The sequence below is a fragment of the Reichenbachiella sp. genome, assembly GCF_039941815.1.
Taxonomy (GTDB): domain Bacteria; phylum Bacteroidota; class Bacteroidia; order Cytophagales; family Cyclobacteriaceae; genus Reichenbachiella.
Map to the genome: position 1 here is coordinate 336,168 of NZ_JBDVDW010000065.1, position 22,034 is coordinate 358,201.

A 22,034-nucleotide genomic window follows, 5' to 3' on the forward strand; every position below is an offset into this window, starting at 1 on the left:
TCGGATTGGAAGTATTTCAAAAAGAATTAAGCTTATTTGGCTTGCCCGTGCAATTCTGATTTGGCCAGGGTTACGGTGCGTGGGATGTAATTTTCCAGCTCGGTGAGCACCTGGTTGAGAATAAAGGATTTGTGAGGATCAGTGAAATGCTCGCGAGACAAACTTACGATCGAATCTAGCATGGTCTCGGCGTTTATCTTACCCGTTTTGAGTTGGGCTATTTCGTAGTACCATTTTATTGTGGGGAGGTAAATATCCTTGGTCTGATCGCGCTGATCTTTTTGCAGCAATTCGTACCGCTTAAACACCTGCAGCACTTTTTCATATTTCTTCTGCCTGATTAGTCCTTGGACATATCCAGTGAAGAAAGAATACCAGCGCTGGGTCAGAATATCGTTTTTATGAATCCTAAGAAAGGAGTCCGCTATGAGTTCACCACGCTCCGGTTGATTATTCAGATTGAGGCATTTTATATAGAATGAGACGAACCCTATTTTATGATAAAAATTGTCAATGTTTCGAATTTCTGAGAATGACTCTTTGAGGAGATTTAATGCTTCTTCTATTTTTCCTTGTCTGATCAGAATTGAGCTGAAATTGCTCAGATACTGCACATGATCTGAGTTTTTTTGCCTGATGGATAGATAGCCATATTCTTCTGCCTGCTGTAGTACATCGAACTTAGAATGGAGCATCAGTCGGTTGGCGTAGTAATTATACAAAATTCTTCGGGTATAGAACTTGCCTTCGATCAGCAGCTGATCCAGCTCATCGTACACTTCTTTTAGTTTGTCAAACTCTCGGCTGTTGAAGTATAGGAAAGTCAAACGAATTACAGCCATGTATCTATTGAATCCATCAAGTGACTTGTCATGAAACAGGGACAGCATCCAGGTTTCCCATTCGCTGGTGTCTTTCACCTTATTATTAAACTGATCTATCACGCTGACGGTGGCCTCATGCAGTTTTCTATTTACGGCCTTGGACTGATCATACTGTGGCTGGTACTTCTCTATAAAACTGTTGACCATTTCGTACGCATCATATCTTAGTCTGATGAGCAGAAAGTGTCTGAAGTTGATCACCATTTCAAAAAACTTCATGAAGTTGTGAATGGGGTGCTGATAGTTCTTTATCCGCCGCAGGAGTACTTTTTCTTCTTGAGGGGTGATCGCGTCCGTGATCACTTTTCTATCCATCTCATTGATCCACTCGAAGTATTTGTCTACGTCGATCGCATCCAATCTATCCTGGACCCATCTGATCATACCAGAATATTTCCGCTTATCTATAAAGGTATTGAATGGCTCTTTGCTGCCTCTATTATGGGCATTGATTCTGATTTTATTGAGGATGCTTAGTTTTTGCTCATCATCAAATTGTTGTATTTTCATCAGATAGTCTGCCTCATGGGGTAGAATATCTGATGCAAAGACTGTAAATTTTTTGAGCTTTACCTTCAAATCGTAATCTAGTTAGTTAAGAATTCATCAAGCAATTTATTGATTTCCTCAGGTTTGTCATAGGAAATAAAATGCCCGCATTCCGGGATCATTACCAACTCTGCATTCGGGATTAGAGATTTTCCCAATTCGCCTACTTTTTGCGTATCCAGTGTAGGATTTAGGTTTTTGTTTGGAATCAATGCATCATTGGCTCCATATACTATAAGTGTTTTCTGACGAATTGTGCTGAGCTGACCAATAATAGGTTCGTCTAGCATACTCTGTAGTCCACCCACAATAGTTTGACCATAAAGAGCAAAATCTGAAGCCTGCTTCATAGCTATACGATCCTTAATCATAAAATCTACTGCATCAGGCATCTTATAAAAGTTCAATTCCCAGTTTTTTCTTATCTGCTCATCGGTCGCTAGTTTGACAAAATCAGGAGTAAAAACGGCTTTGAGCCAAGTGGATTGATCGCTGCTAAACGTTTCAATACCCGCAGGAGCTAGCAAAATTAATTTATCAAATGCATCTTCTTTTTTGAGCACGGCAGTCACAGCGACTTGCCCACCCATGCTGTGACCCACGAGTACCACCTTCTTCAAGTCCAGCTTTTCGATCACCATCAAAACGGCATCCGCATATTTACTCATACCGGCACCAGAGTTCGATTTTGTAGATCTTCCGTATCCCGGCAAGTCGATGGCTATACATCTATATTTTGACTGAAGTCCTTCAATATTTTTGTACCAGGCAGGCAAATAAGTAGCCAGACCGTGGATAAATAATAGGATCTGATCTCCTGAGCCTTCATCCACATAGGCAATATTAGTACTGTCATTTATGGACACGTATTTGGTCTCGTATTTATACTCCGCAATCTGATCACTTATGTTGGTTTCGTTGGTTTGTCCAAAACTGATATTATCGGTGATCATGGCTATGAATATAATTAAAGTTTGAACTGAAATTTTCATGACTTATGCTTTTAGCAGTTTTCGATCTATTTTTCCACTTTCGTTTTTTGGTATAGCCGTTAAGACTTCAAGGTGCCTGGGCACTTTGAATTTGGCCAGATGCTTTTCAACATGAAGAGTGAGTTCTTCTAGTTCGATGGTTGAGTTGTTCTTGGTGGTCAAAAAAGCCTTGCCCACTTCGCCCCATTTTTCGTCGGGCACACCGATAACGGCGACCTCATCGACCTGAGGCAGTAGTCTTATGACGCGCTCAACCTCCGCAGGGTACACATTTTCGCCTCCTGAGATAAACATGCATTTGATTCTATCTACGATATAGAGAAATCCTTCAGCATCCATTTTGGCAAGGTCACCGGTACGAAACCATCCATCGGTGAGCGCTTCGTTGGTAGCTTTTTTATTTTGCCAATATCCGGGAGTTACGAGCGGACCCGAGAAACACAACTCACCTATCTCGTCATTCTTTGCCTCTCTTCCATCGGCAGTGAGAATTTTTAGATCTGTATAGAAATTTGGTAGCCCAATAGACCCCATTTTCCTTTCGGCCTCTCTCTGATGCAAAGAAGTCAGATTGGGACCTACTTCTGTAAGGCCATAGCCTTGTCTTATTTTTACTCCTTTGTCGTGCCAGGTGCGAATCACATCAAGCGGTAGCGCCTCACCTCCGACAATAAAATAGCGCATGTTGGACAAATTAACTTGGTCGAAATACTCCGATTCTGCCATCATTTTGAGCATGGTGGGTACGCCCATGAAGAGTTGACTTTTTGTTGCCTCAAGCTGCTTCAGAAGTAAATCTGGATCAAACTTTTTCATCAGGCTTACAGATCCTCCTCTATGCAAGAGTGGGGTAAGTAATACATTCCAGCCTCCGGTATGAAAAGCCGGCATGCATGAGATGGTATGATCGGTCGGGGTGATTTCCAGGCTTTGACTAGTATTTATACTGTTCCATAGTAGCATCTTATGTGAGTAGATGGCACCTTTCGGAAATCCTGTGGTACCCGATGTATAGAGTATAAATAGCGGATGGTCTTCGTCAATCTCCAGCGATGTAAAATGACTCGATGTTGCACTTTTCAATGTATCTGCCAGATCCTCCATCCACACTACTTTTAGATTCTCCGGTCTGTCTTTTATCAAATGCTCAAACTTCCTTTCTACTACTAATAATTTTGGTCCTGCATCCTTAATCAGGAAATCTACTTCCTGCGTGGATAACCTATAATTGATGGGCACCAACGTGATTCCGGTTTTTTGCGCCAGCGAGAATAACACTACATATTCTATGCAATGCTCGGCAAGAATCATGATTCGATCTCCAAACTGAAGTTCTTGCTCTATCCATTTATTAGCCAGAAAATTGGCCTGATTATTCATATTCTGGTAAGTGATTTTTCGACCGGATTCACTCTCTGTGATGGCGACCTTATCCGGCGAGTAAATGGCCCATTTCGATAACCAGTCTTTTCTATACATGTGCCTCCTTGTTTTTGATTGAGTAATGCATAATCAAACCTACTACAATAGAAGAAAGAATCGCCCATGTACTCGCAATAGCAGGATTGTTGACTGTCTCTTGCATGTATGGAAGAAACCTGCCATAATAGACAGAAAAGTGCACGAGTAATGCCGTTATGGAAGCTACAAAAACAGTTTTGAGCCTGACTTGTTTTAAAAACATACCGAAAATGACAGGCACAAAAGCGGTCGAGAAATAAGCATAGACTCCATTTTGAGCAAAGATGCCTACGCTTAAATTGGGACGCAGTAATTGCTCATAGGACAGTCCAAAACTGAGCAGGGCCAGTAATATGATCATCCCTTTGTTAACTGCGATCTCTCGTTTATCTCGCTGACCATTTGCATAGATATATTTACCAAAGAGGGGATTGATGAGGTCTGCTGTGAGTGAAGAGCTCAGCGATTGGATCAGCCCTTCCAGCGTGGATAGGCCTGCTGATATCAGCCCCAGAATGACAAGCACCCCCACATAAGTTGGGAATCGTGAAACAACATATGCGGATACGATACCATCCATCGGTATCGTTGACCCGTTGATGGAGAGCTCTGGGAAGTATAATCGAGCGAATAGTCCGACAATTACGACTTGGAAAAAAACGATGAGAACGAGTATTCCAGTGATGAGATATCTGTTGACATCCTTGTCATTTTTTAACAAAAGTGACTTTGTAATGATATGTGGCTGGCAGACGATGGCGATGCCGATCACTATTTGACAAAAAATGATCTCGAAATAATCTCTGAATAGCAAACTGTCAGGGTTGGTCCATTCAGCAAAATGGGGACCTATAGACTCCAGGTGCCGTAAAAAACCGTTGACTCCCTCACCGAAGTACTCTACCCCAGATGCCAATAGGACAATGGCCACTACGAACATAAGTACGGCTTGAATCGAATTGGTGTACACCATGGAGTTGGCGCCGCCAAACATCATATAACCAAAGACAAAAATCACCACGCAGGCCAATACTGTGACGGGGTCTGCACCCAATGCACCGGCCAGCACTTGCGATAGCCCCACACAAATCAATACGATGAAGGTCACCAGCAACAGGGATACGAATGCAAAAAACAATGCGTAGGCTTTGCTATCATACACTTTTCCCATCCACTGTGCCATTGTCAAAGCACTAACGTTGGTGCCATATTTTCTAAATCCTTTGGTCAGCAGGATGAGCGAAACGAAAATGGCCAGAGGCATAACAATCCCGAAGGACAACACGCCACTCAACCCATAGAGGGCAATGAAGCCGGGATTGATGATGAAGGTGGCTGCACTTGTCATCGAGGCAGCCAGTGCCAACCCTACTGCAAATGGCGAGAAATGCACGCTACCCACAGCATAGTCAGTAATGTTTTTGATTTTGAGTGAGCCTCTGATTACAAAAAATAAGATAGCGGCCATATATATGATGACCACTATCCATGTGGCTGTAACCTGCTCAGTAGATGCGACATTCTGCATAGCTAATCCTTTAAACCAAAGTTAATACTGAACAGCAGCCGCTGCAAAGGCCAACCCACCACCAGAGCCGATGAACATAATCAGATCACCACTCTTGAGTTTGCCCTGTGCCTTAGCATCGTCCAGAGCCATTGGAATACATGCTGAGCCTGTATAGCCATATTTATTCATCACCATATGTGCTTTTTCTCTTGCTACGCCTAGATTATCCATGGTTTCGTTTATCGAATTGAAGTTCAATTGAGTAATGAAATAATGATCGAAATCATCAGGGACCTTATCAATACGCTTGCAGATATCGAGCGTCATTTCGGTCCATGTTTTAGGGTTCAATTCTTTCGGAAATTTGTGAACAAACTTGAGCTGGTGGTCATGATTAGCCAATACCTGAGCGTTTGTCGGCTGATGCGTAGCCCCAGCATATATACCCATCCAGCTATTGTATTTTCCTTCTGTTCGAAGGTCGCTGGCCAGCCAGCCGTCATTTCCATCCTTGGCGGACATGACTACTGCTCCTGCCCCATCAGCAAATAGGGTGACGGTTTTCTTATCTTCTTTGTTGAGGTACTTGCTCATGGCATATCCGCCGATGACCAATATGTGCTGATATCTGTCGTCTGCGCTGATGTACTTTGCAGCTACATCCATGGCAGTCACAAATCCAGCGCAAGCAGTATTCAAATCAAAGGTTCCGGCATTTTTTAGTCCTAATCGATCCTGTATGACCGAAGCGGTAGACGGTGAAATATACTCAGGTGTGTCGGTAGAGATGATCAGCAGATCAATGGACTCCGCAAACAATCCGGCATCTGACAATGCTTTTTTTGCTGCAACTTCACAGAGATCCGCGACAGACTCATCTTCTGCGCACCAGTATCTGGTGGTGATGTTCACATTTTCTCTCAACCAGGTGTCGACATCTTCACCAAGAACTTCATTGAAGTAGCTGTTTGGAATTTCTCGTGCAGGCGCGTGCGAGCCTATACCGGTTATCTGTGCTTTGTTCATGCTTGTAGAGTTAGGTCTATAATGTTACCGCACCGTCGACGCTAATGACAGTACCAGTAATAAATGAAGCGTCATCAGAGGCCAGAAATACGTAAGCGCTGGCTATGTCTTCTGGTGTACCGAGTCGGCCAAGAGGCGTTTTGGAGATCATCATTTCGATTACTTTTTCGGGCATGGCTTTGACCATTTCAGTAGCTATAAATCCGGGTGCTACGGCATTGACAGTGATTTGATATTTGCCTAGTTCGCGTGCCAGCGTCTTGGTCATCCCAATGACTCCAGCCTTGGTGGCTGCATAGTTTGTCTGCCCAAAATTGCCCGCCAGGCCTACTACTGAGGAAGTATTGATTATTCTCCCCGATCCATTTTCGATCATATTGGGACTGGCCGCTTTGATACAGTTGAATACTCCGGTCAGGTTGACTGCGATGACCTGATCCCACTGGTCGTTCGTCATTTTTTTGATGGTAGCATCTCGTGTGATTCCTGCATTGTTGATCAGAATATCGATACGGCCCAGCTGCCGAATTACTTCTTCTGCAGCGCTGTTTACAGCTTCTGGATCTGCAGTATTTACCTTTTGAAAGATGGCCTGAATACTTCTACTCGACAATTCATTTGCCAATTCCTGACCTTGCGCCTCGTCAATATCCCAAATAGCAATTTTGGCTCCTTCGTCAGCTAATTTCAATACTGCTGCTCTACCTATGCCTGCAGATCCACCGGTAACGATCGCTACGCGATCTTTCAATTTTTCCATATGTCTTATTCGCCTTTGTGATTTCAACTTTCTATGCTCTTCCTGGCGAACCACGGTTGGCTTATTCAGTCGAGCTGAATGTTGAGATCAGTTTTGTTTTTTTGTATAAAGTAAAAATATATCTACCCCATGGACTATTCTTTTGATTTTTGTCAATTCTAACTGTGACTATTGGCAATATTGAAATATTAAATAAGATATATTACTGATAATCAACAGTTTAATATAAATATTTGATGGTTGGACTTTGAAAAATGGTCTGTCAACAAATTTCATCGCCAAATGGTCAGCTTTCCAAGACCAGATTAAGGAATTAAGCCGAATGGCCGAGAAGCAAAAAACCCAGCCGAAGACTGGGTTCTTTTTTAACACTAAACATAAAAATCGATTGACAACAGTATTTAAATTATAAGACCATTTGCATCGCTATTTTATGTCACCTTCTGATTGTGGGATTGGAGGATTTAAGGGCTGGCCTGCATTGGATATCTTATATCTACGCAGGCATTGCAGCTATTTTAATATCATTTTAAATTTTTTATTTCTGTCCTGGGTTCGTACATCAAAAATGTAGACGGTATTTTCTGCCAATTTTGGCAAGGTCATGCTGGCTCTCTCATCACGTACGTCCAGCCCAGATTTGTGTATCATAGCTCCACTAGTCGTATAAATTTTGAGTTCACCGACTTGATTGACTACACTGCCTAAAACCAAGTGAAGTTGTCCATCTGACACAGAAAACTGGAAATCATGTAGTTCTTCTCCGGGTACAGTGGTGACTACCTCCGGTGTGTTAGAGATGGGTGAAGTTCCTACTTCATACCAAACCGGGCCGTCTTCCGTGACATCGATGACCTGTGCTTTCTCAGGGAAGCTGATCATTTCATCGGGTATCTTATTTGCATCATACCCGATTCTTCCGTTCTTCGATTTTTGTCCTTTTTCAAATTCTACCACCGCATGCCCTTTTGTAGGGTGCGAAAGGGTGAGTAGGAAGGTATTTTCCGTCTCTTGCAATTCTACCACGTCCAGCGCTTTTGCTTTTGCACCTTTTGCCTGTATTACATTCATGAAGTAGACTTTTTTTTCTCCTGTGCTTTCCATTTGCAATCTATGGGGAACATCCATTGACCTGGGTGCGCAAAAATCACAGCCATTGACAGAGGTCTCATCGATCACAGTAATGTCCAATGTCCTGGGAAGTAGAATATCAATGATAGCTTCGTAGTCTCCGTTTACTGTGGAATACTTTCGCTCGGAATGCCTTATAGGTTCGCCTTGCACATGCAACAATGAAGTTTTAGTGAAATCCTGTCCTTTCTTAGATTCGGTTCTATCAAAAATCACAACCGTTTCCAGAGGTCTGATGAATACGGTCTCTCTTACAAAATTTTCAATGTGCTCATTTGTGAAATTCGGATCAGTGGGATTGTCAATGTTGATGTAAGCTGGCGTGATATCATTGGCGGCATAAAAAAAATCCTGATGTGTCATCAATCTATCCACGCTGTCTATGGTATACCCTCTAGACGGAGAGCCTTCTTTTCCAAACAGTATTGTGTTTTTTGAAATGCTACTCTCTACGTTCACCGCAAGATTGTTGTCATAATCTGGCACCATCCAGCCACTACCGTACCCCCTACCTGTCGGTGGAACGATTAGAAAACGATTTCCTTTCACAAGTGTGAACGTGCCGGCATCGAAGTGCTCATGTCCTCCGCCCGGAGCTTTGCCGAGTTGTACGCTCAATGCTGCGGCATCTTTATCCCAAGAGGTCCTCGTATATCCATAGGGTGTATGCCCACCTCCGGGTCCGAAATAGTCCAATGGCAATTCTGCCATGTCTGCCGAAGGAAGATCATAGGTGACGGATTCTAAGTATTTTTTGGGCGGGTAGTTGTGCTCGAAGAAACCATATTTATCCACCCAGCCTCTATAGTATTCCGATAGCTTTCCTACTCCGCTCCAGAGCAGGGAGGCTGCCAGCATCGAATTGGCATGCCCCTCTCCCAGCACTTCACCCCAATCGTTGGTATTCATAAATGCTCCGCCATCACCGTATGGAAACGGCAGGTAGGACGCATGTGTGGCATTAGGTCCGATGTAGGTTTTGTCGGGCGTAATGTTGTAAATAGTATGCATATAGGCTCTTTCATAGAATTTTGTGTCCCGCACATAGTCATAGCCAGCATTAGCCATAGATATACCGGCCACTAAGATTTGATAGGAGAGCATGGCATAATTGTATGAAGCACCTTCGGAAGGGATACCACTGATTCCCCCGGTAGATGCATATTCTTTAAAGTTTTTGAATCGCTGGTTGATCCCGTTTTCCAAAAGCTCCACCGCCAGTGACTTGTTTTCATTGTAAATCAATAGGCCATAAGTGACGCTTTGTCTCCAGTAGCCATGATTAAAGTTACTTCTTGGCGATTCTGGATTGCCCCAGTTTGCCCCGTTCCACATGGGTATCAAGGAGTCCAGGGTACCATAAAACAGTTCGCGATCGTCATCCGAGAGAGCATCATCGCACCAGTCAAGGATTAGAAGTGTCTGCTCCATGTACCACCGACATTCGTTGCAGGTGTTTTGTCCGTCCCTATAGTCTACAGCGTCCATATCTGCCAAGGCAAGTTTTGCCCAGCTTATGGCCTTTTGAGCATACAGGTTTCGCTCTGAGTCGGTGCGTACGCCCTTGGCCAAAAGATTAAACAAAGCAGCATCCACAGCATATCTCGAATTGAAAATGCCATATTCTCCAGCTCGTGGTTCGAATGGATGGTCTTCAAACCATTCTTTGGCCTTCGCCAGAGTTTCGTCGTTGAAAAAAAGACGTGGATGCTCCGCTGATACATTTAAATTGTCAAGTGATCTATTCTGAGCATTTGCAGTGAGTGATGCAATTGTCAGAATGATAATCAAGAGTAATGGGAGTACAAGAAAATGGTTGTTGTTGTGAATTTTGATGTTCATATTGATCTTTTAAGAGATAAAATTTAAGGTTCTTCCTGAGCAGGTAGAAGGCCATTTTTAGCCCTAAAACCTTACGATATTAAAAAGTATATCTGACAAAAAACGGGCGGCGAGAGAGGAGTTGAAATCGCCATTTTTTGAATTGACAAATGGCCGTTTTCGGTTAGCGTCGAAAATGGCTTTTTTAGTGAAAAATATCTGAATCGGCTTCTAGCGAGTGTTAGGTCGGCAGGCATTATTTTAACCTGGATTTAATGCCGTTTAGTTAAGGGTTTAATTTCAATAGTCTATATATCTTTAGAGCAGTCTATCTAATTCGCTTTTTTTCTATGCATCCCACATTACGAATATGAAAAACCAACTTGACTATTATCTGATCGCAATATTTTCAGTTTTCTTAGGCTCTCAAATTACAGAGGCTATCATTTTGGTGCCTTATTGGAAATCTCTTTCTGCTGCTGATTTTTATAGCTACTATCAGGATTTTGGCCCATCTATTGGGCGATTCTATACCATTCTAACAATCGTGGCTGCCATAATTCCATTTGGCTTATCACTGTTCTACTTTCGGACTAAAGCTGCCAGCCTGCCCTATGCGATCATATCAGCGTTGTTCGCTATTTCCTTTGTGTCTTGCTTTTACATATACTTCAAAGGCACAAACCAGCTCTTTTATCAATCCGCATTTAGCCCAATTGAATTGAAAAATGAATTGATAGCCTGGGGAAACTGGCATTGGGGAAGAATTATTCTTGAAGCGTTATCGCTTCTCTTTTTGGTATTTGCGGTGGCTAAAAGGAAGTAGATTCAATCTTGTATTTGAGATTCTTAGCATACAAAGGCAATTCAACCTTTCTCTCATGCTACACATTTTCGGTTTCCTAATGCGGAACAAATCAAAACCCAATAGAGTGATTTTGAGCTGGTCGGTTATCTAAAATAAACCTGGAAGAGTATGGCACTCTTACCTGGGCTTTCTTTACTCTGGATGATTTTTGTAATCACAAGCCTGTCTACCGTTGCAGAGTGAACACCAAAGTAGTAGGTTCCGGTGACACTGGTTCTTTCCTCATTTTCATATAAATCCAGCCTTAGCTGGAAATCAACTGAGTATTCCCACTTACAGTATGAGGTCACAGGGGCTTCCTTTTTGCCTTTTGTGAAAAACGAATTTCCGTTTGAAGAGAAATCCAACCGTTTAATGGCATTGCTCACCCTGTATTGTCGACCCTTATTGTTCACCGAATGAGAGTACTTCCAGGTTTTGCCAGGAAGCATAATCTCAATGGTTGATTCAGGAATATCTGATGAAATTTCCTCCAGTGTATTTAAAGCATCAATCTTTTCGATCCCATTTAGATTAAATCTTTCATCGAGCGAGGCAATCTCTTTTGCAAGTGCCTCATTAAACTGACCTTTAGAAACACATATGTTTAGGAATACAAAAAGGAGGGTGAGTTTGAAGTTAATAGTTTTCATGGCAATTGAGAGTGATTTTTTCGATCGGCTAAACTAGTCAATACAGATATCTTTCGATGAATGTGAATTGCCTAAGCGGAAATAAATGATAACTGTTTTAGCCGCAAGAGGTCCATGCTAAGTGATATCCAATCAGGAGACTTCTTAGTCTTCAACAAAAAAGACCTCCGCTATGCCTAAGCTCCAGTACCTTTGCATGGTTGGACTTTTGTCAATTACTTGAATGTTTCATATTTAAGGATTGAATAAAGAAACCCATATAAATCTTCTTCGGATCAAATAAGACAATGAGTCATCGCATCGCCATCTCGCGTATAAAATCAGAAATAAAGTTGACCACTGCACGTAGCGGTGGTCCCGGCGGTCAGCATGTGAATAAGGTAGAAACGAAAGTTGTACTGCGATTCAATGTGGCGGAATCAATGGCTCTGACTACGGATGAAAAAGAGAAGATTCGCGAAAATCTGGGGAGTCAGCTCACCAAAGACGGTGCAATTATCATCACGGCTGAAAGTCAAAAATCTCAGCTTAAAAACAAAGAGATCACCTTCAAAAAATTAGATCGTCTGTTGGCCAAAGCCTTTTTTGTACCCAAAAAAAGAAAAAAGACCAAACCTTCCAAATCATCCATAAACAAGCGTATCAAAACCAAAAAAAAGCATGGTGAGAAGAAAAAATGGAGACAAAAACCATAACTAAAGCGCTGCAATAGGGAGAAAGAACCTCATGAAACACAATAGTTCGTGACGGTTACGAGTTAGAATATCATCGTTAAAAAAAGGTATCTTTAGCCATGGATTTGTCGAGACTCAACGTAATAGATGCGGGCATTTCTTCCGAGATGCCCTTTGATCAATCCAGGCGTATCAGATTGGTCAACGTGTCAGCCCTACTGGCTTCCGGCACCACCGTTCCGTACCTCTTTATTTTCTTTGCCAAAGGCCTGTTTTTGGGTCCTGTAGCCCTGGCCTTCTTTTTTAGCTTCTGCTCTTGTTGGTTTCTAAACCAATATCAGTACTACCGTACCGCAAGAGTAGTGCTCTACATTTTTTCCTGTGCCTATTTGTTTATTGTTGCCTCTGCGCTGGGGCGTGCAGCTGGCCATCAGCTGATGTTGATCCCGGTATTGTTGAGTGGAGTGCTCGTTTTCGAATTTCAGGAAAAGGCTAAACTCTTCCTTTTCATAGGCTTAGTTTTAGCCTCCTTTCTAGCACTCGAGCTCAGTGATTTTTCTTTGTTTTCGATTACAGTATCTACCGAAGAGCAGCTTTATTTCTACTATGGTAGCTTAACCGTAGCAGTTTTAGGTGCTGCCGTGATTGGTGTTTTCTATTTTTTCCTCTACGGAAAACAGCTAGAAGAAAATCAGGCCATGATCAAGACAGGTCAGGAAATCGAACAAACCATCAATTACTTTTCCACTTCCCTATTCGGCAAAAATACCGTGGATGAAATCCTTTGGGACGTAGCAAAAAACTGCATTGGCAGGCTGGGATTTGTAGATTGTGTCATTTATCTGTTGGACGAGGAGCAAGGCGTTTTGAGACAGAAGGCTGCCTTTGGTGAGAAAAACCCATACGACTTTGTGATCCATCGACCTATTGATATTCCTGTCGGAAAAGGTATCGTGGGTTTTGTAGCCAAGCATAGCGTACCGGTGATAGTCAACGATACCTCCAAGGACGAAAGATATCTCAAGGATGATCAGCTAAGGATGTCTGAAATGGCCGTGCCGCTCGTTTACAATAAAAGAGTGATTGGGGTAATCGATTCCGAACATCCTGAAAAACACTTTTTCACCGAGCGTCATCTCAATGTCCTCAAAACAATATCTTCGCTCTGCGCAAACAAGGTGGCGCGGGCACACGCTGATACCGAACGAAGCCGTGCCTTGAAAGCAAGAATGGAGGCCGAGAAAATCAAGACATTCGATGAGTTGAAATCAAAATTTTTCGCCAACATCTCCCATGAATTGCGCACGCCGCTCACTCTGGTGATGGGCACCATTGACAAACATTTGAGTGACAACGAGAACAACGACTGGCGTACGCTGAAAACGCATACTGATCGGCTACTCCGATTGATCAATCAGCTGCTGGATCTTACCAAGGCCGAATCCGGTCATTTCAAATTGAATAATGAGCCAGCCGATATCACGGCATTTCTAAAAAATACATTGTCGCTTTTTTCCTCGGTGACCTATTCCCGCTCTATTGAATTGAAAAAAAGCATCCCAGAGGAGCCCTTGTGGCTAATGTTTGATCAGGATGCCTTAGAGAAAATCATATTTAACCTGCTCTCCAACGCCGTCAAATTCACCTCTGAAGACTCTGTGGTTGAGTTGTCCGTGAATTATGAAAAGGCGTTGGTTATCAAAGTGTCAGATGAAGGCGATGGAATCCCTAAAGATGAAATTGACAAAATTTTTGATCGGTTCTATCAAATCGGAAAAAACCATAGCTCCGGAACTGGCATTGGGCTGGCACTCACCAAGGAGCTGGTAGAGTTGCACAAGGGAACCATCACAGTGGAAAGCGAACTTGGGCGGGGCACATCATTTATCGTGTCCCTACCCTTAGAAGTGGCCGAAGTACCAGACGATAGATCATCGGAATTGGATAATTATCCGCCATTTGCACCCGACGATAAAACCTTCACTGATAAACCTGAAGAGCATAAACCATTGGTATTGCTCATAGAGGACAACGAAGAATTGTCTACGTTCATCAAAAATGAGCTCTTTTCTGAATTTCAAATTATCCAACAATATGATGGCGCTGCCGGCCTGGAAGAAGCGAAGATAAAACTTCCTGACCTGATCATCAGTGACGTAATGATGCCCAAAATAGATGGTCTAGAACTCTGCCAGCTACTAAAGGAAGATACACTGACTGACCATATTCCGGTCATTATTCTAACTGCCCTGGCGGATCAGGAGAGCAAACTTGAAGGACTGCAGATGGGTGCGGATGACTATCTGGTAAAACCATTCCATGCTGATGAGCTAAAAGCTCGAATGAACAATCTGCTAGATCAGCGAAAAAAACTAAGCAAGAAGTTTAGTCAGGTGATTACACTCCGGCCCAATGATATTGTGATCACCAGTGTACAAGAAGTCTTTATCAAAAAACTGATCTCCACCGTAGAAACCAACATGGGTAGAGAAGATTTCAATGTTGAAGAGTTGTGCTATGAAATGGGAATCAGCCGAATGCAAATGCATCGAAAACTTACTGCACTTACCGGACAATCGACCTCAGCATTCATCAGACAACTAAGATTGCAAAAAGCGGTAAAGTTGCTCGAATCCGGGCAAAACGTGTCGCAGGCAGCCTATGCGGTGGGATTCAACAGCCTTTCGTATTTCACAAAACTGTTCAAAGCACAGTATGGGGTTCCTCCTTCCGAACATCTCCTTGCCCAATCCTAATACTATCATCCAAATATCATTCTACTGCTTACCTCTCTTTATAATGTTACATATGAGGTTGGAATAGTTACATATTTTAAAACTGGATTGAGCCATCAGGTGAATCTTGCATGCGGATGTATTACCCACAATCTCAACTACGCGTATGGCCATCAAAATCAACAAGCCTCGAATTCATCTCTCATCATTTTATCTAATCCTTTTGTTATGCTTATCAATCCGTTGCTCGGAGGACGAGCCTGCGGCCACTCCTCCCGATGAGACGCCCGACGAAGTGCCTGATGAAACAGTGGATACCGTGACCATAGAAGATGCCGAGGTCACCATTTCTGAAAATCCCGACAACGGTGCTGTGCTGGCTACCATGAGTGCTACTACCACCAGCGATGAAGCGATCGTATTTGCTATCTCTTCTGAAGACCCTGCGGGAGCCATGTCCATAGATGCTACGTCTGGTGAGCTCGTAGTATTGGACTCAGCCCATTTCGATTTCGAGGTGAACCCAAGTCTAACTGCCACCATCTCTGCGACCAGTGGTGAAATTTCGGCATCTGCCGATGTGACCATCACCTTAACGGATGTTGACGAAACAGAAGAGCCGTCCAGCCCTGAAAATATTTGGGAACAAGTAGGAGAAGATATTGAAGGAGAAGCCGACGGAGATCAGTTTGGCTATTCTACAAGCTTGAGTGCCGATGGATCAATACTAGCTGTAGGCGCAAAAAACAACGATGGGAATGGATCAAATTCGGGGCATGCACGTGTGTATAGAAACAATGGTGGTATCTGGTCACAGATCGGCAATGACATTGATGGCGAAGCCGCTGGAGACCTCGCTGGTTGGGCCGTGAGCCTAAGTGATGACGGCACTGTATTGGCGGTGGCCGCAAAATTGAATGGCGGTACTGGAATATATGCCGGTCATGTACGGGTCTACGAGAACGTCGGAGATCAATGGATGCAGATGGGAAGTGATATTGACGCTGAGTCAGACAATGATCTGAGCGGGCAATCCGTCTGCTTGAGCGGAGATGGCTCCAGAGTGGCTATTGGCGGTCATTACAACAAGGATATCGGAATTAAAAGAGGCCATGCAAGAGTCTTTGAGTACGGATCAGGCACGTGGAATCAGATCGGAGCTGATATAGACGGTGAATCCGACTTTGACGAGTCTGGCTGGTCGGTCGGTCTCAATCACGATGGATCCGTAGTGGCTGTAGGGGCTATCAAAAACGATGGGAATGGACAAGATGCTGGTCACGTGAGAGTATTTAGTGACGCGACTGGCTCGTGGGTTCAAATTGGCGATGATATAGACGGCGAAGCCTCAAAGAATCAATCCGGTCATGCTGTTAGTTTAAGCGATGATGGCTCCATCATTGCCATTGGAGCGCCTCTCAACTCCTCTTCTGTTCATGAAGGCCATGTTCGAGTGTTTGAAAACGTCTCAAGCTCCTGGATTCAGATAGGAAACGACATAGACGGAGAAACCCAAGGCAGCCAGTCCGGATATGCCCTATGCCTCAACGGTGATGGCACCTCAGTAGTCATTGGAGCTTATGGTTATGAAAACACCACTGGCCAGGTTCGTGTTTTCATAAATGAATCAGGTAGCTGGACGCAGGTGGGTGAAAGTATAGATGGGAAAAGTGAATACGAATACTTTGGGTTGTCGACCAGCATAAGTGCTGATGGCAAGATCGTAGCGGCTGGCTCACCCGTCGATAATGGTTCCAGTGGTCGCGTCAAAGTTTACCAGGTAGAAGAGTGATAGCGCTCTTCGTTCCAAGACTCCGTCAACACACAATAATCTAACAACTATAAAACACAGAACTAATGAAAAATCTACTGCCATTCATCCTTCTATTGCTCTCCATCTCATGCTATAGCCAAGTGCAAGCGGATGAAGATGCCATACTTCAAATCATAGAAAATCAGCGTGTAGGCTGGGCTACTAAAGACCTGGCACTGAGTGTAAAAGACGTAGATGAAAATGTTGATTGGACCAATGCCTTTGGCGACAGGATGAAGAGCAAATCCGAACTTGAGCTTCTGCTTAAGGAAATATACTCTTTTGATTTCGTCATGAAAGGCAAGTCAATATCCGCATACAATGACATCAATTTCTTAAGCCCCGACATAGCACTGGTTCGATCCAAAACTGTGGTAAAGGGTCAGGAATGGAGTGATGGCCGGGTCATGAAGGATAGACACAATCATCACCTTAGGGTATTCCAGAAAAAAGATGGTACCTGGAAAGTCGTGAGCCATCTGATCAGCCAAGCCTGGGAGAAAAAGTAAGTTTAGATTTGATTTGTTTTGGGAGGCTATTACTTATTAGCCAAGTAAGTTAGAAGAGAAACCAATTTATTCATCAATACTGGCAATGCATTGTTTTGATCAATACTCTTGATGTCTTTCAAATTTTCATGAAGAGAGCCAACGGTCAAATCATTTGGAGAATTTTCTACATCATAAAGTTCACCCTGCCCAATTACCCAATAGTAGTCTTCTGTCTTTTTTCATTGTCCGTAAATTTAACTCCTAAGAGCTTAACCTATTGTCTCACCAAATGTAGCAAGTCCATATATGTCACACGTCGAATTAAATAGTGTTAGAGTTTTTTCAAAGTGTGCAGCGTAACGCAGTCTCATTATTTATCTGCTTCTTACCATTGCTTTTTTTTGATTCTAAAGTAGAATCAACCCTAGCAGCAGGATTAATTGGAAGCATTAAAGGGATTAACATAAAGCAGGCCTTAGCATATCTATGGAAAAAGATTCCAAGTAAAGGAAGTTTTGATAAAGCACTTCATCATGCATTGGCTACAGTTGATATTCACTACAATTCTCAACTCTTTGGAAGCAACATAAAATTAGTATTTAACAATTACCCAGAGCTCAAGGATCGTCTAATGGAAATTATCAATACAATTAACACTGATCTTTAAAAATAATCCGCTTTCAGATTCCACATTATTGTTAATCTGGTTCTATACGTTATTGCTAATTTGCGATTTTTTTTTAAAGTTACAAATACATATATTGATGATATTGTTTGCAATAAATAATAATTCCAACCTATGAAATTCTCATCGCGCCAAGCACAGACTGATATCTTTATACAGGATCTAAATCCAATTTTTTTTTGGAAAATTGTTTACTTACCAATAAGTCGTATGAAAAAACCTTTGTGCTTATTCATTTATCTGAGTCAAACAAATATTAAGCCCGCCCTGACCAAAGCATAGGTCATAATTCGAACATTTCAACAGAATTAGATGAGGATTAACCTTTCTGATATATTAAAGCAGCCTGACCCACCTCTTTTTATCGGTTTAATGTCCGTTTTTGGTGGTCTTTTAATACTGGTGGGTTGGGAGTACGATATAGCAATTCTCAAGCGTCCCATAGAAGGACTAGTAGCCATGAACCCTATGACTGCGTTTTCATTTATTTTATCTGGCCTTAGTATCATCTCATTGCAGTGGGTTGTCAAAAACGAGTCCTTTTTTTATATACCAATCACTCTTTCTGCATTAGTAATAATCATCGGCACGGTAAAATTCGTACACATATTCACTGAATCTTTGGCCATTGATCAGCTGCTTTTTTCAAAAAAATTATCAATAGACAAGATGGGCAATATATCTAACAGCATGGCTCCAAATACAGCTTTAGGATTTCTTTTGTTTGGAATTTCTAGTTTGTTATCCTTATCTACACAAGACAGAACAAGAGCATCTGCTAATGTATTGGTCAGCTTTGTATTTGTCGTAGGTTTCTTATCTATTATAGGCTATGCTTATGAGGTGACTGAGTTTTATGGCATACTCGCCTATTTTCCAATGTCACTATATACGGCCATTTGCTTTGCCTTAGTATCAATCGGCATTCTATTCATCAACAGTAAAAGCGGTTTTATGAGCACCTTGACGGGACCATATTCAGGTAGCAAAATAGCGCGAATCATTATCCCATTTATCCTCATCGTTCCTGTTCTTCTTGGGTATTTTATTCATGCTAATTCTAAAACCATTATAAGTTCCGAACTAGCTATTTCCGTCTTGATTACTGGTATAATTATCGCATTTCTCATTGCAACCTCGTACCTCATACAATCGCTAAATAATAATGACATTGTTCAAGAAAAGCTAAAGTTAAGTCAAGAGCAATTTCAAAATGCATTTGAATTTTCAGCTATTGGTATGGTTATAGTATCTATTAGTGGAGAATGGCTTAAAGTCAACAATCAACTAAGCAAAATAATTGGATATTCTAAAAATGAGTTACTCAAAATCTCTTTTCAAGACATCACACATCCCGATGATCTAGAAACTGACCTTGAACATCTAGACCAACTTTTGGATGGTGATATTGATAGTTATCAAATGGAAAAAAGATACCTCCATAAAAACGGACAGATCATTTGGGTACTAATCAGTGTTTCACTGGTAAGAGATGCATCAAATCAACCCATTCATTTTGTGTCTCAAATCGAAAACGTAACCCAAAAAAAACTGGCAGAGGAGGCACTTAAAAAAACATCGGATAGACTGACTCTTGCCACTCGGGCAGCTAAAATTGGTATATGGGAATATGACGTACAACAAAATTTCCTGGATTGGGATGACATCATGTATTCACTTTATGGTATAAATAAGAACTCTTTTAGCGGTGTCTACGAAGCCTGGAGAAATGGACTACACCCCAATGATGTTGAAAGATGGGATCAGGAAATAAACCTGGCATTAACCGGAGAAAAAGAATTTGACACAGAATTTAGCGTGATTTGGCCAGATCAATCTGTTCATCACATAAGAGCCTTGGCATTGGTACAGCGAGGTCACAATGGTGATCCAATTAAAATGATTGGCACCAACTGGGACATTACAAAACAAAAAAAAGTGGAAAAAATTGGTCAAAAGATGGCTGCACTAAAATCAAAAAATCAGGAAATGGAGCAATTTGCATACATTGCCTCTCACGATCTCAAAGAGCCTCTTCTCACCATCAAAAATTATCTAAAACTACTTACTGAAGAGCATGGAAAGGATCTGAACGTGCAGGCCTCATACTATACTTCATCAGCAATACGAGCAACGGGTCGCATGGAAGAATTGATCAACGGTCTACTTGACTATTCTAGACTTGGGAGTTCTAGCAAGCAATTGATAGACACAGATCTTAACCAACTGGTTCGGTCCGTGGTCCACGATCTAGATGGGCTAATCAAGCTTAATCAAGCAACAATTAAGACTGCTGACCTCCCCTCAATTATGGTCTTCCCACTAGAAATGAAACTTCTTGTTCAAAACTTAATCCAAAATGCGATAAAATTTAAAAGAAAAGACTGCGAACCATACGTCCAAGTGAGCGCTAATCAACTAGATAATGGTTGGGAGTTTAAATTCGAGGATAATGGAATTGGGATTGAAGAAAAAAACAAAGAAAAAATATTCGCCATTTTTCGAAGACTAAATAAGAAAAAAGAATACGAAGGGAGCGGACTTGGACTTGCCCACGCCAAAAAAATTGTTGAATTGCATAATGGGCAGATTAGAGTGGAGCCGAATCCAGGCTTTGGAAGCTCCTTTTATTTTACTATTATTACTTAATAACTATGAAAAAATTAGACTGCATACTTCTAGTTGATGATGACGACGATTGTAATTATTTCCATAAAAAATTGTTAAAGGAAATGGAATGCGCAAACCACGTTGAAGTAGCTACAGATGGACAAGAAGCACTTGATTTCCTCTTATCAATAAAGAACAATAAACACCCTCAACCTCAAATAATATTTCTAGATATCAATATGCCAGTTATGGATGGTTGGGAATTTCTTGAGGAGTACGAAAAGCTAAAACCCAACCAAAAGGCTCAGGTAGTCTTGGTCATGCTGACTACCTCTTTAAATCCAGACGACCATGAGCGTGCCAAAAAGTTCTCTGTACTCAGTGACTTTCATAATAAGTTATTGACTGAATCCAAGGTCATGGATCTTTTCAAAAAACATTTTCCTGAACATCTATAACCTTTTTAAAAAAAAAATTGCCTTTGTCCAATCGGACAAAGGCTAAACTAACAGAATCATATTTATATTTTTTTGTTCAGCTAGTCTGAAACATTATCTCCTAGAAGTATATCTTTTTCTTAAATTTTTATAGTATGCTCTTCTTTTAGAATATTTATATTGTCTGGCTACTCTGTTTTGTGCACCAAATACACAAAAGCTTAATTTGCCCTGTATCATTGGCTTCATAATATTCGCTTTGACTTCTACCCCAGCACTTACGAACTGGTTGATGTAATGCTCTGCCCCCAAAAAGTTACTGACTCCAAAAGCACCATCCACAACAGCTACCCTAGCTATTACATATAAGTCCCACTTTTCAACAGACACAAAGGAGAATGAAGCATACATTCCTTTTTTGTTTGAATATTGTATCGAATGACTGTTTGACTCTGTATTATTTGATAATGCAGGAGTTACCTCATAAAAAGCACCAAACCCTATGTCACCAATGTAACCAGGAAGAGATGCTCCAATGCTGGCTCCCCCATGAGAAGAAGGTTCTGCAGAATAAAGTGAAGCTTTGATCGTTTGAGAAAAAGTGATCTTAGGCATTAATAATATGCTTGAAATGATAATTATTTTGTTTAGCGTTTTCATGATCTTTAGTTTATGTTATGAATAAATTATAAAGTAAAAGTCATGTAATACGCGAGCATTTATTATTCGTGATATTCGTATTTTGTTTATTACGTAAATCTCGCAATACTCTCTACTCGATTGATTATCAATCAAGTAGACAACAAGTAGACAATTTATATACTATAAGCATCTGAAAATCAATCAAAACAATTGCTGAATTAGAGAGCCGAGTCTCTTATTTCGGCTATCAATAGGGTGCATAATAAAAAAGAGGGTCATTACTGACCCTCTTTTTTATTATGCATCAAAGTAA

At 41.7% G+C, this 22,034-nt stretch carries 17 protein-coding genes; 8 read left to right on the forward strand and 9 right to left on the reverse strand.

Annotated elements, in window-relative coordinates; all coding sequences use genetic code 11:
- Nucleotides 1-32 precede the first annotated feature (32 nt).
- The 7 genes from ABJF11_RS18610 to ABJF11_RS18640 all read right to left on the reverse strand — a co-directional run bounded on the left by ABJF11_RS18610 (nt 33) and on the right by ABJF11_RS18640 (nt 10,155).
- Nucleotides 33-1,463 (reverse strand): hypothetical protein, encoded by a 1,431-nt coding sequence (locus ABJF11_RS18610; protein WP_348121674.1) that lies wholly within the window; start codon nt 1,461-1,463, stop codon nt 33-35.
- Nucleotides 1,464-1,471: 8 nt separating this feature from the next.
- Nucleotides 1,472-2,425 (reverse strand): alpha/beta hydrolase, encoded by a 954-nt coding sequence (locus tag ABJF11_RS18615; protein WP_348121675.1) that lies wholly within the window; start codon nt 2,423-2,425, stop codon nt 1,472-1,474.
- 3 nt (nt 2,426-2,428) lie between these two features.
- A complete protein-coding gene (locus ABJF11_RS18620) occupies nt 2,429-3,904 on the reverse strand; it encodes an AMP-binding protein (protein WP_348121677.1) in 1,476 nt (491 codons plus the stop codon).
- Nucleotides 3,897-5,414, reverse strand: a complete 1,518-nt coding sequence (locus ABJF11_RS18625; protein ID WP_348121679.1) for a sodium:solute symporter — start codon at nt 5,412-5,414, stop codon at nt 3,897-3,899. The genes ABJF11_RS18620 and ABJF11_RS18625 overlap by 8 nt, the downstream gene beginning before the upstream one ends.
- A 21-nt stretch (nt 5,415-5,435) precedes the next feature.
- The gene (locus ABJF11_RS18630; RefSeq protein WP_348121681.1) at nt 5,436-6,422 is read right to left on the reverse strand and encodes a ketoacyl-ACP synthase III; all 987 of its coding nucleotides are present in this window, start codon (nt 6,420-6,422) and stop codon (nt 5,436-5,438) included.
- Between the two features lie 16 nt (nt 6,423-6,438).
- Entirely contained in the window at nt 6,439-7,182 is a 744-nt protein-coding gene (fabG, locus tag ABJF11_RS18635; protein ID WP_348121683.1) for a 3-oxoacyl-ACP reductase FabG, read from the reverse strand.
- A gap of 513 nt (nt 7,183-7,695) precedes the next feature.
- A complete protein-coding gene (locus ABJF11_RS18640) occupies nt 7,696-10,155 on the reverse strand; it encodes a hypothetical protein (protein ID WP_348121685.1) in 2,460 nt (819 codons plus the stop codon).
- A gap of 349 nt (nt 10,156-10,504) precedes the next feature.
- Here ABJF11_RS18640 and ABJF11_RS18645 point away from each other — a divergent pair, with 349 nt between their 5' ends.
- Complete coding sequence (locus ABJF11_RS18645; protein WP_348121686.1) at nt 10,505-10,960, forward strand: hypothetical protein; 456 nt, start codon at nt 10,505-10,507, stop codon at nt 10,958-10,960.
- A 125-nt stretch (nt 10,961-11,085) separates the two neighbouring features.
- Here the strand turns inward: ABJF11_RS18645 and ABJF11_RS18650 are convergent, their stop codons facing one another.
- Nucleotides 11,086-11,634 (reverse strand): hypothetical protein, encoded by a 549-nt coding sequence (locus ABJF11_RS18650; RefSeq protein WP_348121687.1) that lies wholly within the window; start codon nt 11,632-11,634, stop codon nt 11,086-11,088.
- A 287-nt stretch (nt 11,635-11,921) separates the two neighbouring features.
- Here ABJF11_RS18650 and arfB point away from each other — a divergent pair, with 287 nt between their 5' ends.
- The 7 genes from arfB (at nt 11,922) to ABJF11_RS18685 (ending at nt 21,100) form a co-directional block, all read left to right on the forward strand.
- Entirely contained in the window at nt 11,922-12,329 is a 408-nt protein-coding gene (gene arfB / locus ABJF11_RS18655) for an alternative ribosome rescue aminoacyl-tRNA hydrolase ArfB (protein WP_348121688.1), read from the forward strand.
- 98 nt (nt 12,330-12,427) lie between these two features.
- Entirely contained in the window at nt 12,428-15,064 is a 2,637-nt protein-coding gene (locus ABJF11_RS18660) for an ATP-binding protein (protein WP_348121689.1), read from the forward strand.
- A gap of 145 nt (nt 15,065-15,209) precedes the next feature.
- Nucleotides 15,210-16,835, forward strand: coding sequence for a hypothetical protein (locus ABJF11_RS18665; protein ID WP_348121690.1), 1,626 nt, complete (start codon nt 15,210-15,212; stop codon nt 16,833-16,835).
- Nucleotides 16,836-16,900: 65 nt separating this feature from the next.
- A complete protein-coding gene (locus tag ABJF11_RS18670) occupies nt 16,901-17,365 on the forward strand; it encodes a hypothetical protein (protein WP_348121691.1) in 465 nt (154 codons plus the stop codon).
- A 310-nt stretch (nt 17,366-17,675) separates the two neighbouring features.
- Nucleotides 17,676-18,014 (forward strand): hypothetical protein, encoded by a 339-nt coding sequence (locus ABJF11_RS18675; RefSeq protein WP_348121692.1) that lies wholly within the window; start codon nt 17,676-17,678, stop codon nt 18,012-18,014.
- Between the two features lie 330 nt (nt 18,015-18,344).
- A complete protein-coding gene (locus ABJF11_RS18680) occupies nt 18,345-20,681 on the forward strand; it encodes a PAS domain-containing protein (protein WP_348121694.1) in 2,337 nt (778 codons plus the stop codon).
- Nucleotides 20,682-20,686: 5 nt separating this feature from the next.
- Nucleotides 20,687-21,100: a response regulator gene (locus ABJF11_RS18685; protein ID WP_348121695.1), complete on the forward strand. Its 414-nt coding sequence runs from the start codon at nt 20,687-20,689 to the stop codon at nt 21,098-21,100.
- Nucleotides 21,101-21,193: 93 nt separating this feature from the next.
- Here the strand turns inward: ABJF11_RS18685 and ABJF11_RS18690 are convergent, their stop codons facing one another.
- Nucleotides 21,194-21,739, reverse strand: a complete 546-nt coding sequence (locus tag ABJF11_RS18690) for a hypothetical protein (RefSeq protein ID WP_348121697.1) — start codon at nt 21,737-21,739, stop codon at nt 21,194-21,196.
- Nucleotides 21,740-22,034: the final 295 nt, after the last annotated feature.